The 20594-nt window shown below is 44.3% G+C and carries 23 protein-coding genes; 17 read left to right on the forward strand and 6 right to left on the reverse strand.

Annotated elements, in window-relative coordinates; translation table 11 throughout:
• The first annotated feature begins 249 nt into the window (after window positions 1-249).
• The 7 genes from KYK27_RS07485 to dapA all read left to right on the forward strand — a co-directional run bounded on the left by KYK27_RS07485 (window position 250) and on the right by dapA (window position 5409).
• A complete protein-coding gene (locus KYK27_RS07485; protein ID WP_199109419.1) occupies window positions 250-444 on the forward strand; it encodes a hypothetical protein in 195 nt (64 codons plus the stop codon).
• Window positions 445-934: 490 nt separating this feature from the next.
• Window positions 935-1546, forward strand: coding sequence for a hypothetical protein (locus KYK27_RS07490; protein ID WP_199109420.1), 612 nt, complete (start codon window positions 935-937; stop codon window positions 1544-1546).
• A 91-nt stretch (window positions 1547-1637) separates the two neighbouring features.
• Window positions 1638-2162: a flavodoxin family protein gene (locus KYK27_RS07495; protein WP_199109421.1), complete on the forward strand. Its 525-nt coding sequence runs from the start codon at window positions 1638-1640 to the stop codon at window positions 2160-2162.
• Window positions 2140-2904, forward strand: a complete 765-nt coding sequence (locus KYK27_RS07500) for an arylamine N-acetyltransferase family protein (protein WP_199109422.1) — start codon at window positions 2140-2142, stop codon at window positions 2902-2904. The genes KYK27_RS07495 and KYK27_RS07500 overlap by 23 nt, the downstream gene beginning before the upstream one ends.
• 98 nt (window positions 2905-3002) lie before the next feature.
• A complete protein-coding gene (locus KYK27_RS07505; RefSeq protein WP_199109423.1) occupies window positions 3003-3620 on the forward strand; it encodes a hypothetical protein in 618 nt (205 codons plus the stop codon).
• A gap of 173 nt (window positions 3621-3793) precedes the next feature.
• Complete coding sequence (locus tag KYK27_RS07510; RefSeq protein WP_199109424.1) at window positions 3794-4354, forward strand: DUF2867 domain-containing protein; 561 nt, start codon at window positions 3794-3796, stop codon at window positions 4352-4354.
• Between the two features lie 185 nt (window positions 4355-4539).
• The gene (gene dapA, locus KYK27_RS07515) at window positions 4540-5409 is read left to right on the forward strand and encodes a 4-hydroxy-tetrahydrodipicolinate synthase (protein WP_199109425.1); all 870 of its coding nucleotides are present in this window, start codon (window positions 4540-4542) and stop codon (window positions 5407-5409) included.
• A 128-nt stretch (window positions 5410-5537) separates the two neighbouring features.
• Here the strand turns inward: dapA and KYK27_RS07520 are convergent, their stop codons facing one another.
• From KYK27_RS07520 to KYK27_RS07530, 3 genes are all read right to left on the reverse strand, one after another.
• The gene (locus tag KYK27_RS07520) at window positions 5538-6113 is read right to left on the reverse strand and encodes an SRPBCC family protein (protein ID WP_199109426.1); all 576 of its coding nucleotides are present in this window, start codon (window positions 6111-6113) and stop codon (window positions 5538-5540) included.
• Window positions 6114-6279: 166 nt separating this feature from the next.
• Window positions 6280-6828 carry a hypothetical protein gene (locus tag KYK27_RS07525; RefSeq protein ID WP_199109427.1) on the reverse strand — a complete coding sequence of 183 codons (549 nt, stop codon included), beginning with the start codon at window positions 6826-6828 and terminating at the stop codon, window positions 6280-6282.
• Between the two features lie 70 nt (window positions 6829-6898).
• The gene (locus KYK27_RS07530) at window positions 6899-7588 is read right to left on the reverse strand and encodes a hypothetical protein (RefSeq protein WP_199109428.1); all 690 of its coding nucleotides are present in this window, start codon (window positions 7586-7588) and stop codon (window positions 6899-6901) included.
• Window positions 7589-7730: 142 nt separating this feature from the next.
• Between KYK27_RS07530 and KYK27_RS07535 the strand changes: the two genes are divergently transcribed.
• The 4 genes from KYK27_RS07535 to KYK27_RS07550 all read left to right on the forward strand — a co-directional run bounded on the left by KYK27_RS07535 (window position 7731) and on the right by KYK27_RS07550 (window position 11562).
• Complete coding sequence (locus KYK27_RS07535) at window positions 7731-8366, forward strand: hypothetical protein (protein WP_199109429.1); 636 nt, start codon at window positions 7731-7733, stop codon at window positions 8364-8366.
• 45 nt (window positions 8367-8411) lie between these two features.
• Entirely contained in the window at window positions 8412-8642 is a 231-nt protein-coding gene (locus KYK27_RS07540; RefSeq protein WP_199109430.1) for a hypothetical protein, read from the forward strand.
• A gap of 208 nt (window positions 8643-8850) precedes the next feature.
• Window positions 8851-10227 carry an NAD(P)/FAD-dependent oxidoreductase gene (locus KYK27_RS07545; RefSeq protein ID WP_199109431.1) on the forward strand — a complete coding sequence of 459 codons (1377 nt, stop codon included), beginning with the start codon at window positions 8851-8853 and terminating at the stop codon, window positions 10225-10227.
• A 3-nt stretch (window positions 10228-10230) separates the two neighbouring features.
• The gene (locus tag KYK27_RS07550; protein WP_199109432.1) at window positions 10231-11562 is read left to right on the forward strand and encodes a 4Fe-4S binding protein; all 1332 of its coding nucleotides are present in this window, start codon (window positions 10231-10233) and stop codon (window positions 11560-11562) included.
• Window positions 11563-12254: 692 nt separating this feature from the next.
• On the opposite strand, the gene KYK27_RS07555 is transcribed toward KYK27_RS07550, so the two are convergent.
• Window positions 12255-12410, reverse strand: a complete 156-nt coding sequence (locus KYK27_RS07555) for a hypothetical protein (RefSeq protein WP_199109433.1) — start codon at window positions 12408-12410, stop codon at window positions 12255-12257.
• Window positions 12411-12459: 49 nt separating this feature from the next.
• The gene (locus tag KYK27_RS07560; RefSeq protein ID WP_162426169.1) at window positions 12460-12705 is read right to left on the reverse strand and encodes a hypothetical protein; all 246 of its coding nucleotides are present in this window, start codon (window positions 12703-12705) and stop codon (window positions 12460-12462) included.
• Between the two features lie 391 nt (window positions 12706-13096).
• On the opposite strand from KYK27_RS07560, the gene KYK27_RS07565 reads away from it, so the two are divergent.
• Window positions 13097-13792, forward strand: coding sequence for an SIR2 family NAD-dependent protein deacylase (locus tag KYK27_RS07565; RefSeq protein ID WP_199109434.1), 696 nt, complete (start codon window positions 13097-13099; stop codon window positions 13790-13792).
• Window positions 13793-13804: 12 nt separating this feature from the next.
• Here the strand turns inward: KYK27_RS07565 and KYK27_RS07570 are convergent, their stop codons facing one another.
• Window positions 13805-14863 (reverse strand): o-succinylbenzoate synthase, encoded by a 1059-nt coding sequence (locus KYK27_RS07570; RefSeq protein WP_199109435.1) that lies wholly within the window; start codon window positions 14861-14863, stop codon window positions 13805-13807.
• A 131-nt stretch (window positions 14864-14994) separates the two neighbouring features.
• On the opposite strand from KYK27_RS07570, the gene egtB reads away from it, so the two are divergent.
• From egtB to KYK27_RS07595, 5 genes are all read left to right on the forward strand, one after another.
• Window positions 14995-16260 carry an ergothioneine biosynthesis protein EgtB gene (egtB, locus tag KYK27_RS07575; RefSeq protein ID WP_199109436.1) on the forward strand — a complete coding sequence of 422 codons (1266 nt, stop codon included), beginning with the start codon at window positions 14995-14997 and terminating at the stop codon, window positions 16258-16260.
• Window positions 16261-16266: 6 nt separating this feature from the next.
• Entirely contained in the window at window positions 16267-17274 is a 1008-nt protein-coding gene (gene egtD, locus KYK27_RS07580; protein ID WP_199109437.1) for an L-histidine N(alpha)-methyltransferase, read from the forward strand.
• Between the two features lies 1 nt (window position 17275).
• Entirely contained in the window at window positions 17276-18406 is a 1131-nt protein-coding gene (locus KYK27_RS07585; protein ID WP_199109438.1) for a pyridoxal phosphate-dependent aminotransferase, read from the forward strand.
• A 62-nt stretch (window positions 18407-18468) separates the two neighbouring features.
• On the forward strand, window positions 18469-19812 hold the full coding sequence (locus tag KYK27_RS07590; RefSeq protein WP_199109439.1) for an MATE family efflux transporter: 1344 nt from the start codon (window positions 18469-18471) through the stop codon (window positions 19810-19812).
• Window positions 19813-19880: 68 nt separating this feature from the next.
• Window positions 19881-20444: a DUF922 domain-containing protein gene (locus KYK27_RS07595; RefSeq protein WP_199109440.1), complete on the forward strand. Its 564-nt coding sequence runs from the start codon at window positions 19881-19883 to the stop codon at window positions 20442-20444.
• The last annotated feature ends 150 nt before the right edge of the window (window positions 20445-20594 follow it).

Genomic DNA, 20594 nt, shown 5'->3' on the forward strand with positions numbered 1-20594 from the left:
CCACAAAGTGATCAGGCGGAAGTACAGTTGTTGGTGAAAAGACCAACAACGGCGGAAAAACATATATCACTATGTATACATTAACTACTTATTACAGGTCTAGCCAGCAAAATGGCGTAAAAGCAAGATTTGGCTATTACGTACATAGTGCAGATAAGCGTATGTTGTCGTATATACAGTAGTTGTATGCTATTGAGATTATGAAATCAATAAATTTTGGAATAAGCCTTCTAAGGATACTCCATAAGAATGAATAGAAAATTTATAGGAGTAATTTTTGTTTTTATAGCGTTTCAGCTGATTGCTATAGCAATAGGTGGTTCTCATGGACATTACCGGCCGAATCCATATAAAATTGAAGATTGGCTGTTTTGTGGGGCAGTTGCAACATTAACCTATGTGGGGCTAAGATTGCTGTTTTCGAAAAGAGTAAAGAAGAATTAAGTAAAACAACCGAATCTAACAGGTTGACATCTAAACAGAAATAAGACTAAAAGTATGGTATATAAGTTAATTAGAAAGAACAGAATAATTCTACCACTCATACTGCTAGCAACGGTCAGTCAGATTTTCATCTTTGGGTTCGGAATAAGGGTACTTATAAACATACTGTTTCAGTTAATAGTATCTTATATCCTAAGCTATGTCTTGACAACTCTTAAGCATAAAAGCTTTCAAGAAGATTTACAGCTAAAGTTGTGGAATATCATATTTGCTTTCATGGCAACAATGTTATTTATAGCCAATTTTGTTTTTCCTGAATTTGAAGGCTTCAAATAAGTAAATTCAACTCACGGTGAAGTATAAAAACATTGCAGTACTATTTGCAGCCATACCTTAGAAGAAAACAACACCATACAACAAGGTTCATAGTATAGGCTGCGGTTTTACCTTGCCCACACTATGCACGAGCACGTTAGCTTTAATATTAAATATGAAAACAATCTTTCAAGCCATTCTGATTGTTCTTGCATTAAGCTCATGCGATGCTGACGTAAAAACTGAAACTATTAGTCAAACGGCAGTTGATAATTCAAACGCTCAATCAGAACACTTCGCTCAGGCACCGGGAAAAAGCGAGACTATACAACACAAGAGTAGCAGCTTGATAGGTAAAACGACTGTTGAAATTGAAAGTATGGGGTGGTTTAGTTGCGCTAGCACTCTACTAGATTCTGAACAAAGCGAGAGCAAGTACGCTGTTTCCCAACTTGCTAAATCACAAAAGGAATGTAGAAACGGAAAAGGAAAGATTCTGCTTGAAAGGTTTGTTAGCAGAAATGGTAATAAAGCAGTGTTTGAGGTCATAGATGAAATCAACATACAGTCAAACTATCCTGAAAAAGAATATAGTTGGACAACCTGTAAAATGACGGGGGCTGACGGTGAAGAATTCTATGTGATACACTTCAAGGACCAGCGGCAGGCTGAGCTTACAAAAATCTATGACTTGTGGACTGTAAACCGTATAGCTGGTAAGTTTGAAAAGGTGAAGAATTCAGAGGGTGTCACTTGCGTTAATCTTGACTACTCTGACAGATTATAAATTCTTATGCTAACCACACCTTTACGGTAGCTGTTCCACCGCAAAGCTAAGTGCCGTTAGCAATAACCTAAATGCAGGAATTTTAATCAGAATGAAGAAAGGCATCATAATTCTAGGCAGTTCTAATAGTAATGGGACTACCAGTCAAATAGCTTCTTTTATTGTCGCAAGAACTGATTTCCCAATCATAGATCTGAATACCAAAATAATTGGAAAATTTGACTATGAATTTAATAACAGAGATGACGATTTTCTCCCTCTGATCAGGCATATAGTAGAATCCTATCAAATCATCGTTTTTGCCACCCCGGTCTATTGGTATTCCATGAGCGGGACCATGAAAATTTTCTTTGACCGTCTCTCAGATTGTTTGAAAACAGAAAAAGAAACAGGCAGAAAATTACGAGGAATGGAGATGGCTGTTGTTTGCTGTGGTTGTGACCAGGAATTAAAAGAAGGGTTTTATATGCCCTTTATTGAAACAGCGAAGTATTTAGGCATGACCTATCAGGGAGATATGTATTGTGTGGAAGAGAATGGCCTTCCTGTAATCAATGAAGCTGAAGTGGAGGTTTTTTTAAAGGGTGTAAAGGATGAATATTCAATTATATCTTGATAGGATAAATTACAAAAGCCAAATTTCTGTAAGCAAAGAAGTGCTTTTTGAGCTTCAGGCGGCTCATTTGTTGAGTATACCTTTCGAGAATTTAGACATTCACTATAACAAAAAGATAAAGTTAGACATAGACTCCATTTACAAAAAGGTAGTCCTCAACCGCAGAGGTGGGTTTTGTTATGAATTAAATGGCTTGTTTTACCACCTACTCAAGAATATAGGGTTTGACGTAAAAATGGTTTCAGGCAGGGTTTATTCCAAAGACGAGACTTATGGAGCGGAATACGACCACTTGGCTATTGTGGCTAAAATAAATGGGGAGAACTATCTGGTAGATGTAGGCTTTGGAAAGTTTTCTTACCAACCACTTAAAATATTACTTGATCTTAACTTGAGCGATGAGTTTGGATTATTCAGGTTTGACAAGGCCCATGGTGATTACCTGAGGATAAACTTAGTTGAAGAAAATGGAAATTTGGTTCCGCAGTATTTATTTAAAGTAAATGAAAGGGAATTCTGGGAGTTTGAAGGAATGTGCGAATTCCATCAAACTAGCAAGGAATCGCACTTCACAAGCAAAAAGGTAATTTCCATACTTACCAAAAACGGGCGAAAAACGCTTAACAACACGCAAATAAAGATCACCGATGGCGATACCGAGAGCATAATAGATTTTGATGAAGAACTATTCGAATTCTACCTCAAGGAACATTTCAATATTGAAATAAAAGGTAATTGCTAACAAGGTGCAAACACAAGCCTCGGCCAATTCCTTCGCTGTCGTTTAATCAAGTACGAATGCGGTTATTGCACACGTAGCCCACTACCCACTGACGCAAAATGAAAACAAATAAAATTCATTACATATCAGGCCTGGTAATTATAACTTTTGTTGGCATTCATTTATTTAATCACATTTTGAGCATTTGGGGTGCTGCCAGGCATATTGAGATGATGAATGCTTTGCGGCTCTTTTACCGGAACATTTTTATAGAGTCAATTTTACTATTTGCCGTTTTTGTGCAGATCATTTCAGGGCTCAAACTCTTTAAAGAAAACAGAAAAACAGCAGTTTCTCATTTCGACAAACTACAAATTTGGACAGGTCTATATTTGGCGATCTTTTTCATAATTCATTTAAGCGCAGTTTTAAGTGGAAGGCTTCTTCTGCAACTGGATACAAACTTTTATTTTGGAGTGGCAGGATTAAATTCGTTTCCTTTCAACTTGTTTTTTATACCCTATTACGGACTTGCTATAGTTTCATTTTTCGGCCACATGGCTTCAATTCATAATAAAAAAATGAAACAGAATGCTTTTGGTTTGTCACCAAACAGACAATCAATCGCAATCATAGCTTCCGGATTTATTCTGACCATTGTAATATTTTACGGGCTTACGAATCATTTTAACGGAGTAACTATACCAAAAGAATACAAAGTTTTAATTGGGAAATGAAACGCGAACCGCTAACAAGCCATTGCTCAAAATAGGGCGTGCTGGTTTAACAGCTCCTGCTTAACAGAGCTTTAATTCAACGTAAGGCTAAAAAACTACACTCTCAACAATACTTAACCCTTAACGGTCCTTTAAAACGACTAAAACGACCTGACTTACCAAACAGAAAGACTATGAAAAGCAATGGCACCTCCTGCAAAATTCCTGACAAATCAATATTAAAGAAAGACAGCCAGCTGTTTGACTATAGTGACAGTTACCAGGGTTCTTTCTCTGACGATGAAGGGACCATTGACTCAACAAGAGTTGGGATTTTGTTTTTTTCAGGCAAGTCAAAAGTAACGGGTCTTCTATTCGCCATAAGAAACAAAATTGTGGGATTGTTTGGGCTGAAAACATCCGGGCAGATGAGCGACAGACAGAAGCTGCTTAATCATTTTAAATGCGAACCAGGAGAACAGCGTGGGCTTTTCAGAGTGTTTGAAAAGACAGAGAATGAGGTTGTATTAGGTGAGGACGACAAACATTTAAATTTTAGAGTTTCCTTATTCCTCGACAGAATTTCTGACGACACAGGCAAAAAAAGCCTGACGATAACAACGACAGTGAAATACAACAACCTCCTCGGTCGGGTTTATTTTATATTTGTAAGGCCTTTCCATAAACTGATTGTTCCGGCGATGTTAAAAGGAATGATTAAACGAATCGAAAGCGAAAAATCAGCGAAGTTCTGACAAATGGGTTAGGGTAATGACAGGGTACATGCACTCAGTTCTTCTACTTTATGATTAATCTTATACTGGGCGAGTCAGAAAAATGCTAACAATCAGGCACAACTCAAACCTGCAAACGTTATAAAAAACAAAAAATTTGCACAAACCAATACATAATCAGAACTTCGTAGTTCATATTTTATAGAATGATTCAGGAAAGATTAAAAGGAACGGGCGTGGCATTGGTAACGCCTTTTACAAAAGACCTGGCTGTAGATTATAACGGCCTTAAAAAGCTACTGGACTTTGTGCTGGATGGCGGTGTAGATTACCTGGTAATTAATGGCACCACTGCCGAGTCGGTTACCACCACAGCCGAAGAGAAAAAGCAGATACTGCAAACTATAAAAGAACATGTTAACGGGCGCGTGCCATTGGTTTACGGCCTTGGTGGCAACAACACCCAGGAACTGCTAAACAGCTTCGCTACTACTGACCTGAATGGTATTGATGCCATCCTTTCGGTTAGCCCATACTATAACAAACCGTCGCAGCAGGGCATTTATCAGCATTATGTTGCTATTGCAGATGCATCGCCGGTGCCGGTTATACTATACAACGTGCCGGGTCGTACAGGCAGCAACATGACTGCTGAAACAACTTTAAAACTTGCTTCGCACCCAAACATCGTAGCTATAAAAGAAGCATCCGGTAACCTGGAACAATGCATGGCCATTGCCAAACACAAGCCAGCCGACTTTCTGCTGATTTCAGGCGACGATGTTCTAACCTTGCCAATGATCTCGATTGGGGCAGTTGGAGTTATTTCGGTGCTGGCAAACGCTTTCCCGGAGAAGTTCAGCACCATGATCCGCCACGGCTTAAACTATGATTTTGCCAAAGCTTCTGAACTGCTGTACGACTTTGTAGACATAAACCCGCTGATGTACGAAGAAGGCAACCCGGTTGGTGTGAAAGCCCTGCTGGAGCGTTTCGGCGTTTGCGAACCTGCCGTTCGTATGCCTTTGGTTGAAGCCTCTGCCGGTCTCCGCGACAGGTTATATAAACTGATCTAAACTATAGTTTAACTATAAAACAGAAAAGCCAGGTGATGAACCTGGCTTTTCTGTTTTCTGAGGAGTTGTAAGTAGAGCATTGCCCTCGTCCGCTTCCAGTGAGCACAGGCAAGTACAGCTAACTATAGTTAATGTCCGTGCCCTGCGTGCGAGTCCTGCTGCGGTGCTTGTTTCGCTTCCAGGATCTGCTTCATGTTATTCAGGCCACGCTCAAAATCGGCACCTACATATTTATCCAGAAAAAGCAGTCCAAAATACTTGTTAACCGGATTCATGCCCAATTCGGACTCCATTGCCCAGGTAATTTTGGTACCTTTTGCGGTTTCTTCAAAAACATAGTTAGTGGTAGCTTTATTGCTGGGGCCAAACTGCATTTCAGCATCTATCTTTTTGTAAGGCTCCGTGTTGATGATCTTGAATTCGCCATCGCCAACATCCGGGTGTTTACTGAACCAATTGTAGCTTGAGCCAGGTCCGCCGTCCGGGCCGCTGTACGTTAGCAGCATGTGTGGGTCAATTTTGTGCCACGGCGACCATTGCTCCCAGTTACGAAGCGTGTTTACCTGCTCAAAAACAGCATCGGCAGGCGCCGCAACTTCAATAGAGCGTTCAACCTTTAATTTAGAGGAGATAAGTAACGAACCGGCAACCAGCAGTAAGACCAGTGCGAGCAGCCCGAATCCGATTCTCTTTAATAATTTCATGTAAAGCGAGTTTAGTTGTATAGTCAAATATATTTATAGTTATCTGTATATACAACAAGCTGCTTGCAACAATAAAAAAGCCGCAGCAAATGCCGCGGCCTTTTCTCAGATGGAAATTTAATACTAATGTACTTTCACTTATACGTGAAGGTTTCAGTTTGGTGCGTTAATACCGGTCGTAATCGTTGTACCGATCATCTGAAGGGCGGTTTGTATAGTCCTGGCTTCCGTAGTGATCGTTACCAAAATCCCTGAATTCATCTTCGGTGCCATACGAGGCATCGTGGCGGTAGCCATGGTTGCCCCGGCTGTCGAAGTTTCGGTACATGTCACCTTCTTCCGGGTTATCGAAGTTAGGATTATAGCCTAAGCTATAGTTGTAATGCCGGTGCCGGTTATAAGGTCCTTCCTGCAAAGGCATTGGTTTCATATTCATCAGTTCATCTTCAGGGCCATGCGGCAAACCGTATTCTTCGTCGCGCGGCATACCGGAGTAATTGGCGATATCGTACATCTGGTTGTAATAGTCTTCGCGGCTTGGCTGGTAATCTCCTCCCCTCCTGTTATCACGGTTTTGTGGCGAACGATACTGCTCACCAGGCTCGTGGTAGTTACCACGCTGCTGGCTATAGTTCTGGCTGTAGCGGTTATTATCGCGTTCCCGGTTATAGTTATCCTCAAAATTACCGTAATTCATATCGTTGTTTCGTCTCATAGCTTTATAGTTTAGTTGGTTGCACAAACACATTCACTGTATTTGTACAACCAATTATTTGATCAGATTATTAATGTTTCCGTCTTGCACGGCCACTTCTTTGCTGCTGGTTCTGGGCTTGTTCGCCTCTCCAGCGGTCCAGGTTGCTATAGTAGCTGCCTTCGCCATAGTGGGTCTCGCCTTCGGAGTAATTACGCCCGGCAAAACCACCGCTGTAGTCGTTATCATAACGAGGGTCAAAGTGCTCATATCTTCTGTATGATTCGTAATCACCCATTGAAGAATGGCCCAGAAATTTACCTCTGTTGCTACGGCTTACATCATGCCCGAAACGCTCGTCCCGTTCCCGGCTCAGGTCTCTTGGTTCATTATTTCTGCGCAGGTCGCTATAGTCCGAATTTTTATAGCTGGTGCGCGGGTCGTAGTGGCGTCCGGAGTTATACCCATCATCTTGTGTGTAGGTCATACCATACATATTATCAGATCCTCTGCGGCGGCGCTGGTTTGTAAAATCCTCGCCGGCATATTGGGCACCTCCCGGCTGAAAACGGCCATCCGGATTGTTATAATTCTGCTCGGCATTGGAATTAAAAGAGGCATTATCGAGATAATCTTCATCGTATTCCCCTCGTCCGCGGTTAAAATGAGAGTCAATTCTATAGTTTCCTCTGTCTGAATTGTTACCGTGATTGCCGTGCAGCCAGCGTGGTTCTACATCACTGCGGTTATCACGCTGGTCATTTTCTCGTCTGTTTCTCATAGTTGTTGGTTAATTTGTTCGCTTAGTTTTACGGCAGGTCAGCGTGTTTAGATTAATTAACCGTACAGCTATAGTTATATAAATACGTTAACCATAGGCGTTTTCAGCCGTTATAAATAGTATCACTAATGAATTAAATGCTATGGAAGGAAACGATTGGTATAATACAGGATACACCGACTACAGGAACCATTACCGCGGCGACGACCGCCCTATAGACCAGAGCGTGTTCAGAGGATCTTATCGCTTCGATAACGACAGCCCTCACCACAACGAGACAACTTACAACGGTTTCAGAGAACGCGACGAACGCCGCGAAAGCTCCCGACCATATGAGCAAAGAGCTGAATTTGAGAATAGGGAGCAGAATTTAAACAACTACACTACACGTGCACCACGCCGTGACCGCAACCAGGGACGAGTACCTTACAACTATGGCAACCGGAACGCACAGGGCTACTGGCAGGACGAAGAAACCCAGCAACCTGAAAGCATGTACCGCTCCAGAAGTGTATTCGGCAACTTCGAAGGAAACTATGACCCTGATCGTTACAGAACACGCAGCAACGACGAAAACTATGGCAACATGGCTGGTTCGCTGAGTGTAGGGTACGATGGCGACTGGAATGCAAACTGGGAGGAGCACCGTTATTACAACCCTCTTACCGGACACAGACGCAGCTATCGTGGCAACTATACCAGCCGCCATCCTGAGCAGGGTAACGAGCGCCGGCAGAATAATGACAGGAACAACCGCGATGACTATGATCGCTATTAATAACGGGCACTTTTGCCTTAACTATAACTGAAAACAACAAATACTATGAACGATAAAAATAAAGACAAACTGAAAAACGAAGACCTGAACAAGACGGTAAACAAGGGCAATAAAGTGCCGAATATCAACCCGACAGGTCAGAAGGAAAATGTGAACAACGACAGCATAATGAAAGGCAAAGTTGGCGGTGCGCCATCGCAGAAAAGCGGTAGCCGTGGCGGTTCTGATGTGCAGGACGGTGGCACCGATATTGGCAGCAGCGCCGGCAGTCATTAAGCCTGAACTATAAACAGAGGGCCGGGACATTGTTCCGGCCTTTTTTGTTCTGTTATCTTAAGGAAAACAATAGCTTACCCCTGCCTGTTTGAGTTTCTTCTCTCGATCCTCCGCATGCTTAAATCAATTTAGTTTATATTTGATCTGCTCCGGAAACGTTATAACTATAAGTACAGCCTATTTTTAACCTGAGCCGGAAGTAAGACACATGCAGCACGACAAACATGTAGTAGTGATTGGGAATGGGATAGCCGGCATTACGCTGGCGCAGAAACTGCGTACCCGCTCCGATTGCCGTATTACAGTTATTTCTGCTGAATCCCCTACTCACTTTTCCCGCCCTGCGCTGATGTATGTATACATGGGCCACATGCGTTACCAGGACATTGTTCCATATCCTGACTGGTACTATAAAGAGCAGAAGATCGAGCAGGTACATGCTTTTGTAGAAACTATAGATTTCGAAACAAGAACGCTTAAGCTACAGCAATCAGAACCATTAACATACGATAAACTCGTGCTGGCTACAGGATCCTCGGGGGTGTATTATAACTGGCCGGGTATGCAGCTAAAAGGCGTACAGGGGTTAATAACGTTACAGGACCTGGAGCTAATGCAGCAGCAGACAAAAGACATAAAGCAGGCAGTTATAGTTGGCGGCGGACTGATAGGAATTGAAATGGCAGAAATGCTGCAAAGCAAAGGCATACAGGTAACCATGCTGGTCCGTGAAAAACAGTACTGGCAAAGCAACCTGCCCGAGGAGGAAGCCAGCCTGGTTACACAACACATCCGGGCTTGTGGCATAGAATTGAAACTTCAGGATGAATTAGCTGAGATATTGGGTGATGAAACCAGTAAGGTTAATGCCGTTAAAACAAAAAACGGAGAAGTTATTCCCTGCCAGTTTGTGGGCATCGCCACCGGTGTAAAGCCATCTATAGAATTTCTAAAAACATCTGGTATTGAACTTGATAAAGGCATTCTTATAAACCATTTCTTTGAGACCAGTATAAAGGAGGTGTATGCCATCGGGGACTGTGCCCAGTTTAAGGATCCTGCCCGCGGAGAACCGGCACTGGAACAACTCTGGTATACAGGCCGGCAACACGGCGAAGCACTGGCAGCAGTACTTAACGGCGATCGAAAACCTTATGCCCGTGGCCCCTGGTTTAACTCCGCCAAGTTCCTGAACATTGAGTACCAGACCTACGGCTTTGTTCCCAGCGCCTGGGATGAGCAAAAGTATAGTTCGCTTTACTGGGAGCATCCGGGTCAAAGTAAAGCCATGCGTTTCTTTTATGAGCGCGAAAGCGGCAGACTGAAAGGTGTGAATCTGCTGGGCATCCGTTTCCGGCACGACCTGTGCCATTACTGGATACAAGAGAACTATACGATACACCAGGTAATGGAGCAGCTCACCGCCGTTAACTTCGATTCAGAGTTTTTTCAGCGGTACGAGCCAGAACTTCTTAGGCAATATTACCAGCAGCACCCGGACAGGCAAGCACCCGCCAAGCAACAAAGTTGGTGGAAACTACGCCAGCGCTTCTCCCTCTTTGCAGAAACACCCGATAACAGTTAAGGCATGTACATAACTTCTGACAACACTTTGTATAGTTACTTTAAACACATCGGCTTTACACTACTGGCCATCAGCTTACTATGCTTGCTTATTACCTTAACAGGAGGAGGTAATATCAATGCTGTTACCTGGGGATTAAGCGGAATAAGTTTGCTGACCATTGGCAGTTTACTGGTTATAATTAGCTCCCGGTTGCCAAAGCATGTGTCGCATCAAAATAACGGAATCTGGCAAAAAGACGCCACTACACGGGGTATTTCAGCCTGGGTTTTAGGCATCGTTTTAACCGGTTTTTATATCCTGCTTTACTGGTTCCCGGATACGCTTCATGGACTTATAGCTGCGCTGGAGCCGCTAAGCCAGTGGCTGCGGAACAAGCCTTCGGACCAGTGGTTTCTGTATGGTTTTTTCTATACACTGGCAGTTATAGTGATGGGTGTACATGCGCTCCTCAAGTACCGGAATAATCCCTATCATCTTATCCGAACCTGTTCTGTCATTTTCTTTCAGTTAGGGTTCGCCTTTTTGCTGCCCGGCCTGCTGCTGGCATTTAACCAGCCCGAGTTTTACTTCAGTTATTTCTGGCCACTTAAATACGATTACCTTTTCCCGGGTACTGTCGGCTATCTGATAGACAATGGACAGGCCCTGGGGGTATTTATGGTTTTCTGGGGAGCTGTATTATCTTTCCTGGCAACGCCTGTGCTTACCTATTTTTATGGCAAGCGCTGGTACTGTTCGTGGGTGTGTGGCTGCGGCGGTCTTGCCGAAACTGCCGGCGACCCCTACCGTCACCTCTCCGACAAAAGCAAAAAAGCCTGGCAGTGGGAAGTAGCCATCATCTATCCTATCCTCGGGTTTGTGATCATCACCACCCTACTGCTCTGGATCAATTCCTGGTCTGGCGGTAGTTTGCTTGGTGATTTATCCGGTGGTTTTTCCAGGAGCTATGGTTTCTTTATCGGTTCTATTTTTTCGGGTGTAGTGGGTGTTGGCTTTTACCCTATTCTGGGCAACCGTGTATGGTGTCGCTTTGGGTGCCCGATGGCAGCGTACCTGGGACTTCTGCAGAAGCATCTTTCCCGTTTCAGAATTACAACCAACGGCGGGCAATGTATTTCCTGCGGCAACTGCTCCACCTACTGCGAAATGGGTATTGATGTGCGCTGGTACGCACAACAGGGAAAACCGATCATCCGGTCGTCTTGTGTGGGTTGTGGTATCTGCGCGCATGTTTGTCCAAGGGGTGTTTTAAAACTGGAGAATGGTCCTGTTGATGGCAGGTATAATGGTTCTTCGCTTATTCAAAGTGATTCTTTAAAGATATTATCTTGATTTAGCTGGTATCGCCTTTAACTTGAATTCTAAACTAGAGATAAGTTGAAATTTTATTGTTTTACAGGATTAAGACCTAGCAGCGTGCGAAGCTCCTGCTAGCGTCTGGGCTATAGTTCCCTCTTTGTCATTTCGAACAAAGTGAGAAATCTATCTCAGCTTTTAGATAGCTATAGTTGCAGCTGGAACTAAGCTTTCCTTTTATAGCTGCTTCCAATCCTGGGAGCTCTACAAATCTATCGTTTCAATTTAACTTTGGTGCCCTCACGGCCGGGAGGCCTCGTCTTCGGGCATCGCGCTGCTGCTTTCTTGCTACCCTCGTTCCTCGGGTTGCCTCACGGCACCGCAACAAAGCAAAGGCGCTCAACCCAAAGACTGAGATTAGTTCGATTGCTGAAGCTATAGTTTATTTGACTAGCTCTATTTGCATCTCTTTATCGTGGTCATAGTTTCAAAGAGACAGGTAAACCTGTCCTGTATGTGGACAGTAAATATAAACTATAGCTTAGAAATTGGCAGCGGCAGCAATTGTCCCCTTGAGGGGACTACAGGGGTGTTAAAACTGCAACTATGGAATGATAACCTAAACTATAGCTGTAGCAGTAAAAACTCCCCGCCTTAGACAAGGAGGGGATAAAGGGGTGGTTGGAACACGCTTAGTATAAAACTATACCTACAACTATAGCAGTAGCTTAATCCTGCCAATCCTTTAATCCTGTAAATCCTGATTCAGACAATCCCTGTCCCTGCCGCTGAAAACAACTATTAAAATCCAACTCAAGCCATAGAAAAACTAAAGCACAAAAAAAGCGACAGCTTTTAGAGGCTGTCGCTTTGAGGTCTTTCATAAAACTAACTTGTAGAACTAGATAAGTACAGGCTAATTATAAGCTTTTGTTATTGTAACTCTTCCTGCTCCATGTATTCCCACATGGCATCTTCGTTAGCACCTGTCTTTGCTGCATAGATCAGCATGGTCGTGTAAACACCTATCAGCAAAAAGCTCAGAGGTATAGAAAATACAAAAGACACTACCAGGGTTTTAACCGGATCTGCTTTGGATTTCATTTTGGTAGAGGCATACCAGAAGAACAGAACGTTAAAAACACCAGAGAGGGCAACAAAATTCAGAAGGTCTAACATTGGCTAAAAGTTAAGTTTATACTGATTGAACCAAGAAGCATGCCAGTCTAAACCCATCTTTTGCAAGTATAATTCCAACATAGCGAAACTTCTTTCAGGCCTTAAAATCACTTTAAATAATTTAATTTTTTTCCGAAGATGTACTGCAATTTAAAAGGAGGTATTTAAAAATGCAAGTATTCATATTAAAATAATTACAAACATTAGCAACTAACTATATTCAAAAATATCTATATCACAAGCGCTTACAATCCTTACATATAGCCTTATAAAGAAATAATACATAAAAGCTTTCAAACCTGAAAACCAACTATAAAATGTTCATCGTATAGTTTACTGCAGGCATTTAGATTTAAATTTGCCAGTAATAACAGGCATAAGATTTTATCCCATGAAGAAAAAACTGGTTGTACTTACAGGGGCAGGTATTAGTGCCGAAAGCGGAATTGCAACGTTCAGAGATGCCGACGGGCTATGGGAAGGATATGATGTAATGGAAGTTGCCACGCCCAAGGGCTGGCGCAAAAACCCGGAGCTGGTACTGGAGTTTTATAACCAACGCCGTAAAAATGCCCATACTGTTAAACCCAACCAGGGCCACACCATACTCGCCGATCTTGAGAAACAGTTTGATGTACACATTATAACCCAGAACGTGGATGACCTGCATGAACGGGCAGGCTCTACCAATGTGCTTCACCTGCATGGCAAACTGTTTGAAAGCCGGAGCACCTTAGACGAAAAGCTGGTGTATAAAATAGAAGGCTGGGAACTGAAGAAAGGCGATAAATGCGAACGCGGATCTCAGTTACGGCCGAACATAGTCTGGTTTGGCGAGCCTGTACCCATGATGGAAAATGCAGTGGAAGAAACCCTGCAGGCCGATATTTTCCTGGTAGTAGGTACCTCGCTGGTGGTGTACCCGGCTGCGGGTTTGGTAGACCTTGTGCCGGAGGATGTGCCGGTTATAGTAGTAGATCCCAAACTGCCATTAGTAAGAAAACGCCCCAACCTGCACCTGATAGAAGACAAAGCCAGCACCGGCATGGAAAAAGTTAAGCAGCTGCTTCTCGAAAAATACTTATAGTTCCGGGTGCTGCTATAGCTGACCCCACTCCTGCTTTTCGCGGTACCAGAGCTTGCCCTGTTCAATCTGTAATGGCGAGGCGATGTTGTTGTGGTATAATTGACCGGTTCCCAGGCCTTGTGGCATCGTAAGGCTATAGTTCGCCGTAAACTGGCTTATGGCATTCAACCCGATATTTGATTCCAGTGCCGAGGTCATCCACCATCCTATAGATCGTTTTTCAGCGAGTTCTATCCAATCGGCGCTTGCCTTCAGGCCACCAACCAGCGTCGGTTTTAAAATGATATATTGCGGGTTTATAGTTTCCAGCAGCTCTGCTTGTTTATCCGGTGCCTGCACCCCGATCAGTTCTTCATCAAGCGCAATAGGTACGGGTGTATAAGCGCATAATTCCTCCATGGCTTTCCACTGACCCTGTTTTATAGGCTGCTCTATACTATGAATGTTGTATTTAGCCAGTCGTTCCAGTTTCTTAAAAGCTTCGTCGGGCGCAAAAGCACCATTGGCATCTACACGTATGGTTAATTCCTTTTCAGAGGCGGTTTCGCGTATGCTTTGCAGTATTTCCAGTTCGGTAGTAAAATCGAGTCCGCCAATTTTGAGTTTAAGGCAACTATAGCCTTGGGCAAGTTTCTGGGAAATCTGCTGTTGCATAAAATCCTTATCGCCCATCCAGACCAATCCGTTTATCGGTATGCCAGTTTCCCCGTTGCTGAATGCATTTTTATAGATCTGTCGATTTCCTCCGTTTTGCAGGTCGAGCAAGGCGGTTTCCAGCGCGAAACCGATGGCGGGCCATTCCTGTAACTCCAGTTTATCCGGGTTTATAGTTTCAGCCTTCCCTGCATTTATAGTCTGGCATACATTTTCCAGTTTCTGCAACAGATCAGGCCGATAATCAATACTTAAGCCAGCAAGCGGTGCGCATTCGCCCAGGCCAACTATAGTTGGGTCAGGAGCGTGCCATAGTTTTATAAAATACACCTGATGCTGCGAAATTAAGCCTCTTGATGTGCGGGCATCAAACTTAAAATCAAGCGTATAAGGAATAAAGGCGGTTTGTAATGCCATCCGTTTAGAGCTGAATTGAATGTAAATTAAATCAAAGGTTTCGGAATAAACGTAAGCAGCTGCATAACAATAAGAGATTGCGCCGGTTTTCTTACAGATTACCTTCTGCCAATCAAACAAATAATTCACCTATGAAAACCTTCGCTACCAGCTTAACAGATACAGTAACACGGCTTCAGAAGATACGATCCCAGACAGAGCATATCTGTAAACCGCTGGAACCCGAAGATACCGTTGTGCAGCCAATGATCGATGTTAGTCCTCCGAAGTGGCACATGGCGCATACGACCTGGTTTTTCGAGGAATTTGTTTTAAAACCGTACCTTCCAAACTTTAAGGTTTTTCATGCCAGCTATAGTTATCTCTTTAACTCATACTATAACTCGGTTGGTAACCGGGTGCAGCGCGCCGAGCGGAGCACTTTAACGCGCCCGCCCCTGCGCGATATTTATAGTTACCGCAGCTATGTAAACGAACACCTGGCAAAACTCCTGGAGAACCCCGATGATCGAAATCTGAACGAAATGATGCCGGTACTGGAGCTGGGTTTGCAGCACGAACAGCAACACCAGGAGCTACTCCTAACCGATATAAAATACATCCTCAGCACAAACCCTTTATTGCCGATTTACACGCCTGCTAAAACTTCTGAAAAGGCTGACCATGTGCCGGCAACTTTTCTTGATGTACCCGGCGGGATTTATAAAATAGGCTACCAGGGGGATGGCTTTTGTTTCGACAATGAACTGGGTGTGCACGAGGTTCTGATCCACGATTTTCAGGTAATGAACAGACTTGTTACCAACGGTGAGTACCTGGAATTCATGGAAAGCGGTAGCTATACCGATTTCAGATTCTGGTTAGACGAAGGCTTTAGCTTAGTTAAAACATTAAACTGGGAATCACCACTTTACTGGATAAAACAGGAAGACAAATGGCACCGCTATAGTTTGCATGGCCTGGAGGAACTTGACCCGAACAAACCGGTAACACACATCAGCTTTTACGAAGCCAATGCTTACGCTAACTGGGCCGGGAAACGGCTGTTAACAGAGTTTGAATGGGAAGCTGCTTCACAGGCTTATCCTCCGCAGCAGGGCAACTTTTCGGACTCCAATTTACTTGAACCTGCTGCCGCTAAAATAGGGCAACACGGGCTGGTGCAACTATACGGCGATGCCTGGGAATGGACCTATAGTGCCTACCACCCGTATCCGGGCTTCTCCACGGCCCCGGGTGCTTTAGGGGAGTATAATGGCAAATTTATGATAAACCAGATGGTGCTGCGCGGCGGTTCCTGTGCCACACCTTCAGACCACATTCGTACTACATACCGCAACTTTTTTCACCCCGACAAACGCTGGCAATTCAACGGCATCAGGCTGGCAAACAAATAAAACTACATGAGAAACAACCTCACCACTTTGCAGATCACCGATCTGAGCACACCTGAGTCCGGTACCGGCGCCAAAGCACAATTTGCAGAAGACGTAAAAAACGGACTAGGCCAGGAAGCTAAAAAACTATCATCCCGGTATTTTTATGATGGCGAAGGCAGCCGGCTTTTTCAGAAGATCATGCACCTTCCTGAATATTACCTGACCCGGAGCGAACACGAAGTTTTTACAACACAGCAGCAAACTATAGCTCAAAAGCTGGCAGCTCAGGGATATTTCCACCTGATAGACCTTGGCGCTGGCGATGCCACTAAAACCAGGATCCTGCTGAAACAACTGCTGCAGCAAAACGCCGATTTTGATTATGTGCCGGTTGATATTTCGGGGGATGCCATCACAGAACTATACCAGGAATTACCAACTGAACTCCCAAGCTTGCAGACACAGGCGGTAGTAGGGGATTATTTTAATGCACTGGACTGGCTGGATGAACACAAACCCGGTCGGAAAGTCCTTTTATTCCTGGGATCAAACATAGGCAACTTTAACCCGGACGAGCGCCAGGAGTTTATGCAGAAAGTACGCAAACATATGCAACCCGGCGATATGCTGCTGAAGGGCATGGACCTGTGCAAAGAACCGGAAACCATCCTTCGGGCCTATAACGATGCTGCCGGAGTTACAGCTGCCTTTAACCTGAACCTGCTGCACCGGATTAACCGCGAACTGGGTGGTGACTTCATAGTTGATCAGTTCAAACATTTCCCGATATACGATCCGCAGCACGGTGTTATGAAAAGCTTCCTCATCAGCCAACAGGACCAGCAGGTAACTATAAAAGCTACCGGGCAAACCTTCCACTTCAAAGCCTGGGAAGCCATCCATACCGAAAGTTCCTACAAATTTACCCTGGAGCTTGCGGAAACTATAGGCCACGAAAACGATTTTAAAATTCAACAGATCTTTCAGGATAAAAACCATTATTTTGCCGACGTTTTATACATCGTAACCTGATATGACCGAACTGAACCTGTCTTCCGGCGCAAGCTATTTCCGAAGCCCTGACGTTGCTGTAACCGCTGCCATTAAAGCTTTAAACGCAGGGCAAACCTATTATGGCCCCGCCGAAGGTACTGCGGAACTTAGGCAGGCTATAGTTGAGCGCTATCAGCAGTACGGGATAACTATACGGCCGGGACAGGTACTGGTAACGCCGGGCACGAAGCAGGCGCTTTTCAACTTGTTTTCGGTGTTGCTGCGCGATGGAGACGAAGTAGTGATACCGATTCCGGCCTGGTTTGGATTTAACGAACTCCTGAAATACAGCAAAGGCAACCTGGTAACTGTACCAACCGCGTTAGAAGCTAACTATAGTTTAGATATGGGGGCGGTGCGAAGCAAGCTCACAGCTAAAAGCCGTATTCTGCTGTTAACCAACCCTGCCAACCCAACCGGCCGTATCTATAGCAAGCAGGAACTAGAAACTATAGTTGCGCTGCTACATGATTTTCCGGATTTATACCTGATCAGCGATGAGATTTATGACCTTGATACTTACGGCGAGCCTGTTACTTCTGCCCTTGGCTGCAAAGGGCCACAAGAAAGAATAATTGTTGTTAACGGCTTCTCTAAAAACTTTGCCATGTCGGGCTGGCGCATCGGGTACATGGTAGCTCCAAAGGAGATCATCGAACAAAGCACTGATTTCCAGTCCAGTACCTTTTCTGGGGTGAGCATGTTTATACAGGAAGCTGCGCTGGCAACAATAACCCACAAAACCGAATCGCTGGAGCCCATGCTGCACGTGCTGCAGGAACATCTCCGGGTAATGCAGCAGGGCCTGGAGGCAATACCACATGTTTCGTTCTTTGTGCCGGATGGCGCCTATTACTTCTTCCCATACCTGGGCCATTACATCGGCACTGTAACCACAAGCGGTGCAACTATAAACTCCACAGAAGACCTTTGTAAGTATCTCCAAAACGAGCATAAGCTTATCGTGGTGAACGGTGATAAATTTGGCGGCTCAGGGCATGTACGTATGTCGTTTGCAGTGGAAAGGCCTATTTTAGACCAGGCCATGAGCAGACTGAAAGAAGCACTTTTGCAGCTTAAACCAGCCACGGCAACTATAGGCAAACTATAAGATCGCATAATGTAAAGCTTACCGTAAAAAGCGCTAATTTTGCAGGCCTTTCCAGTTTAGCTATGCATATCAGTACCTATAAAGAACATTTCTCTAAAAACTTCTCGCTTGCTTACCCGGTGGTGCTCAGCCAGTTGGGCCACATTATGGTCAGCGTCTTCGATAGTCTGATGGTTGGCCAGATTGGTACAGTACAGTTAGCGGCGGCTTCGCTGGCTGGCAGTATCTTTATGATCGTGATGGTGTTCGGGATGGGTGTTTCGTTTAGTATTACGCCGCTTATTGCCGCTGCCGAAGGCCGTAAAAACTATACCCGCATCTCACTTCTGCTGCTAAACGGCCTAATATCCAACCTAATACTAGGGGTACTGCTGTTTATAGCCGGCTACTTTTTATCTCCCTACATCACACACCTGAACCAACCTGAGGAAGTGGTTGCACTGGCCGTTCCGTTTATAAATGTGCTGTTTTTGTCGATGGTGCCGCTCATGCTTTTCCAGGCATTCAAGCAGTTTGCCGAAGGCTTATCATTCACTAAGCAGTCGATGTACATTACTATAGTTGCTAATTTACTAAACATAGCACTTAACTATGTTCTGATCTGGGGTAAACTGGGCTTCCCGGAGATGGGTATGATCGGTGCGGCGTGGGCTACTTTAATTTCAAGGGTTGTTATGGCGATTGCGATGGCGGGATGGGTATTATATGCCAAACGTTTTGAGATCTTCCGTCACTTCCTGAAGTTACGCCACCTGTCGTTCATCCACATGTTCCGCATCTTTAAGTTAGGTATCCCAATTTCTGCACAGATGGTTTTTGAGATGGGTGCATTCAGTTTCTCTGCCATTATGATCGGGTGGCTTGGTACAAAACAACTGGCAGCACACCAGATTGCAATAAGCGTGGCTTCGGTAACGTACATGATGGCCAGTGGCATTGCAGCAGCAGCAACTATACGGGTAGGCAACCTGAAAGGCCTGGGCAACTACAGAAGCATGCAAATGGCAGGTAATAGCAGCTTTGCCATGGGAGTAATGTTTATGATTGCAAGTGGCCTGCTGATGATAGCCGGAAACAAGCTGATACCAATGCTTTACATCGATGACCCGGAAGTAATACAAATTGCTTCTACCCTGCTAATGATTGCGGCGCTGTTCCAGATTTCGGATGGCGTGCAGGTGGTTGGGCTGGGTGCTCTGCGCGGTTTGGAGGATGTAAGGGTACCGGGTGTGATTTCACTGATCGCGTATTGGGTAATCGGATTGCCGGTTGGTTATGTGCTTGGCTTTAAATTAGGATTTGGAGTAAACGGAGTTTGGCTAGGATTGCTTGCAGGTTTGTCTGTTGCTGCTTTATTGCTATTTGTACGCTTCAAAAAACTTAGCAATCAGTTAGTTACAACATAAAGTGCAATTAAGGGCACTATTTTAGCCAAACATGTTGTTAAGCGGTAAATATAAATCTTTTAGCCAAGATGAATTTTCTTACCTTTTTCCTGTCGCTGGTAACAGGTTACCTGGCGCCAGCTCCTGCCGTAGCTACGCCTGTTCCGGTAGATAAGAACACAGTTTCAGGAATGATTTCCTGGTCTGCAGACCGTCGTTTGTCCTGGGACGATTTCAGGGCTGCCCCCGACACTTTGAACCCGCACCACGCTGTTACTGCTGCCAACCTTGCCGTAGATGCAAACTGTTCCTCCAGCAAATTTAATTATACCGTAAAGTGTATGTTTATAGCTACCGAGTCGTGGTCTAAAAACAAAAAGTCAGAAAAGCTACTGCACCACGAGCAACTGCACTTCGATTTGACCGAAGTACATGCCCGTATGCTACGCAAAAAGCTGCAAAGCCTTGGCACCTCCTGCCCTTCAGCCAACGCCAGACTCACTGAAACGGTAAATAAAGCCTTCGCCGACTGGAAAACTGAGCAGGATAAATTTGACGAAGTATCACGCCATGGCCTGGATGCCACAGTAACAGCCACCTGGGAAGCCAGCATCAATAAGCGCCTGAAGCAACTGGAGAAGTTTAAGAGTTAATGAGTTTGGGAGTTTAAGAATTGAGAAGTTAGAAAGTTAATGATTGTTAAAAACAGAAAGAGCAACTATAGAACGTTTATCTATAGTTGCTCTTTTTTTATCATTAAGATTCAAAAGTTTAGGTTTAAAGAAACCCTTAAATTCCCAAAC

This window comes from Pontibacter populi, from assembly GCF_019336435.1.
GTDB lineage: Bacteria > Bacteroidota > Bacteroidia > Cytophagales > Hymenobacteraceae > Pontibacter > Pontibacter humidus.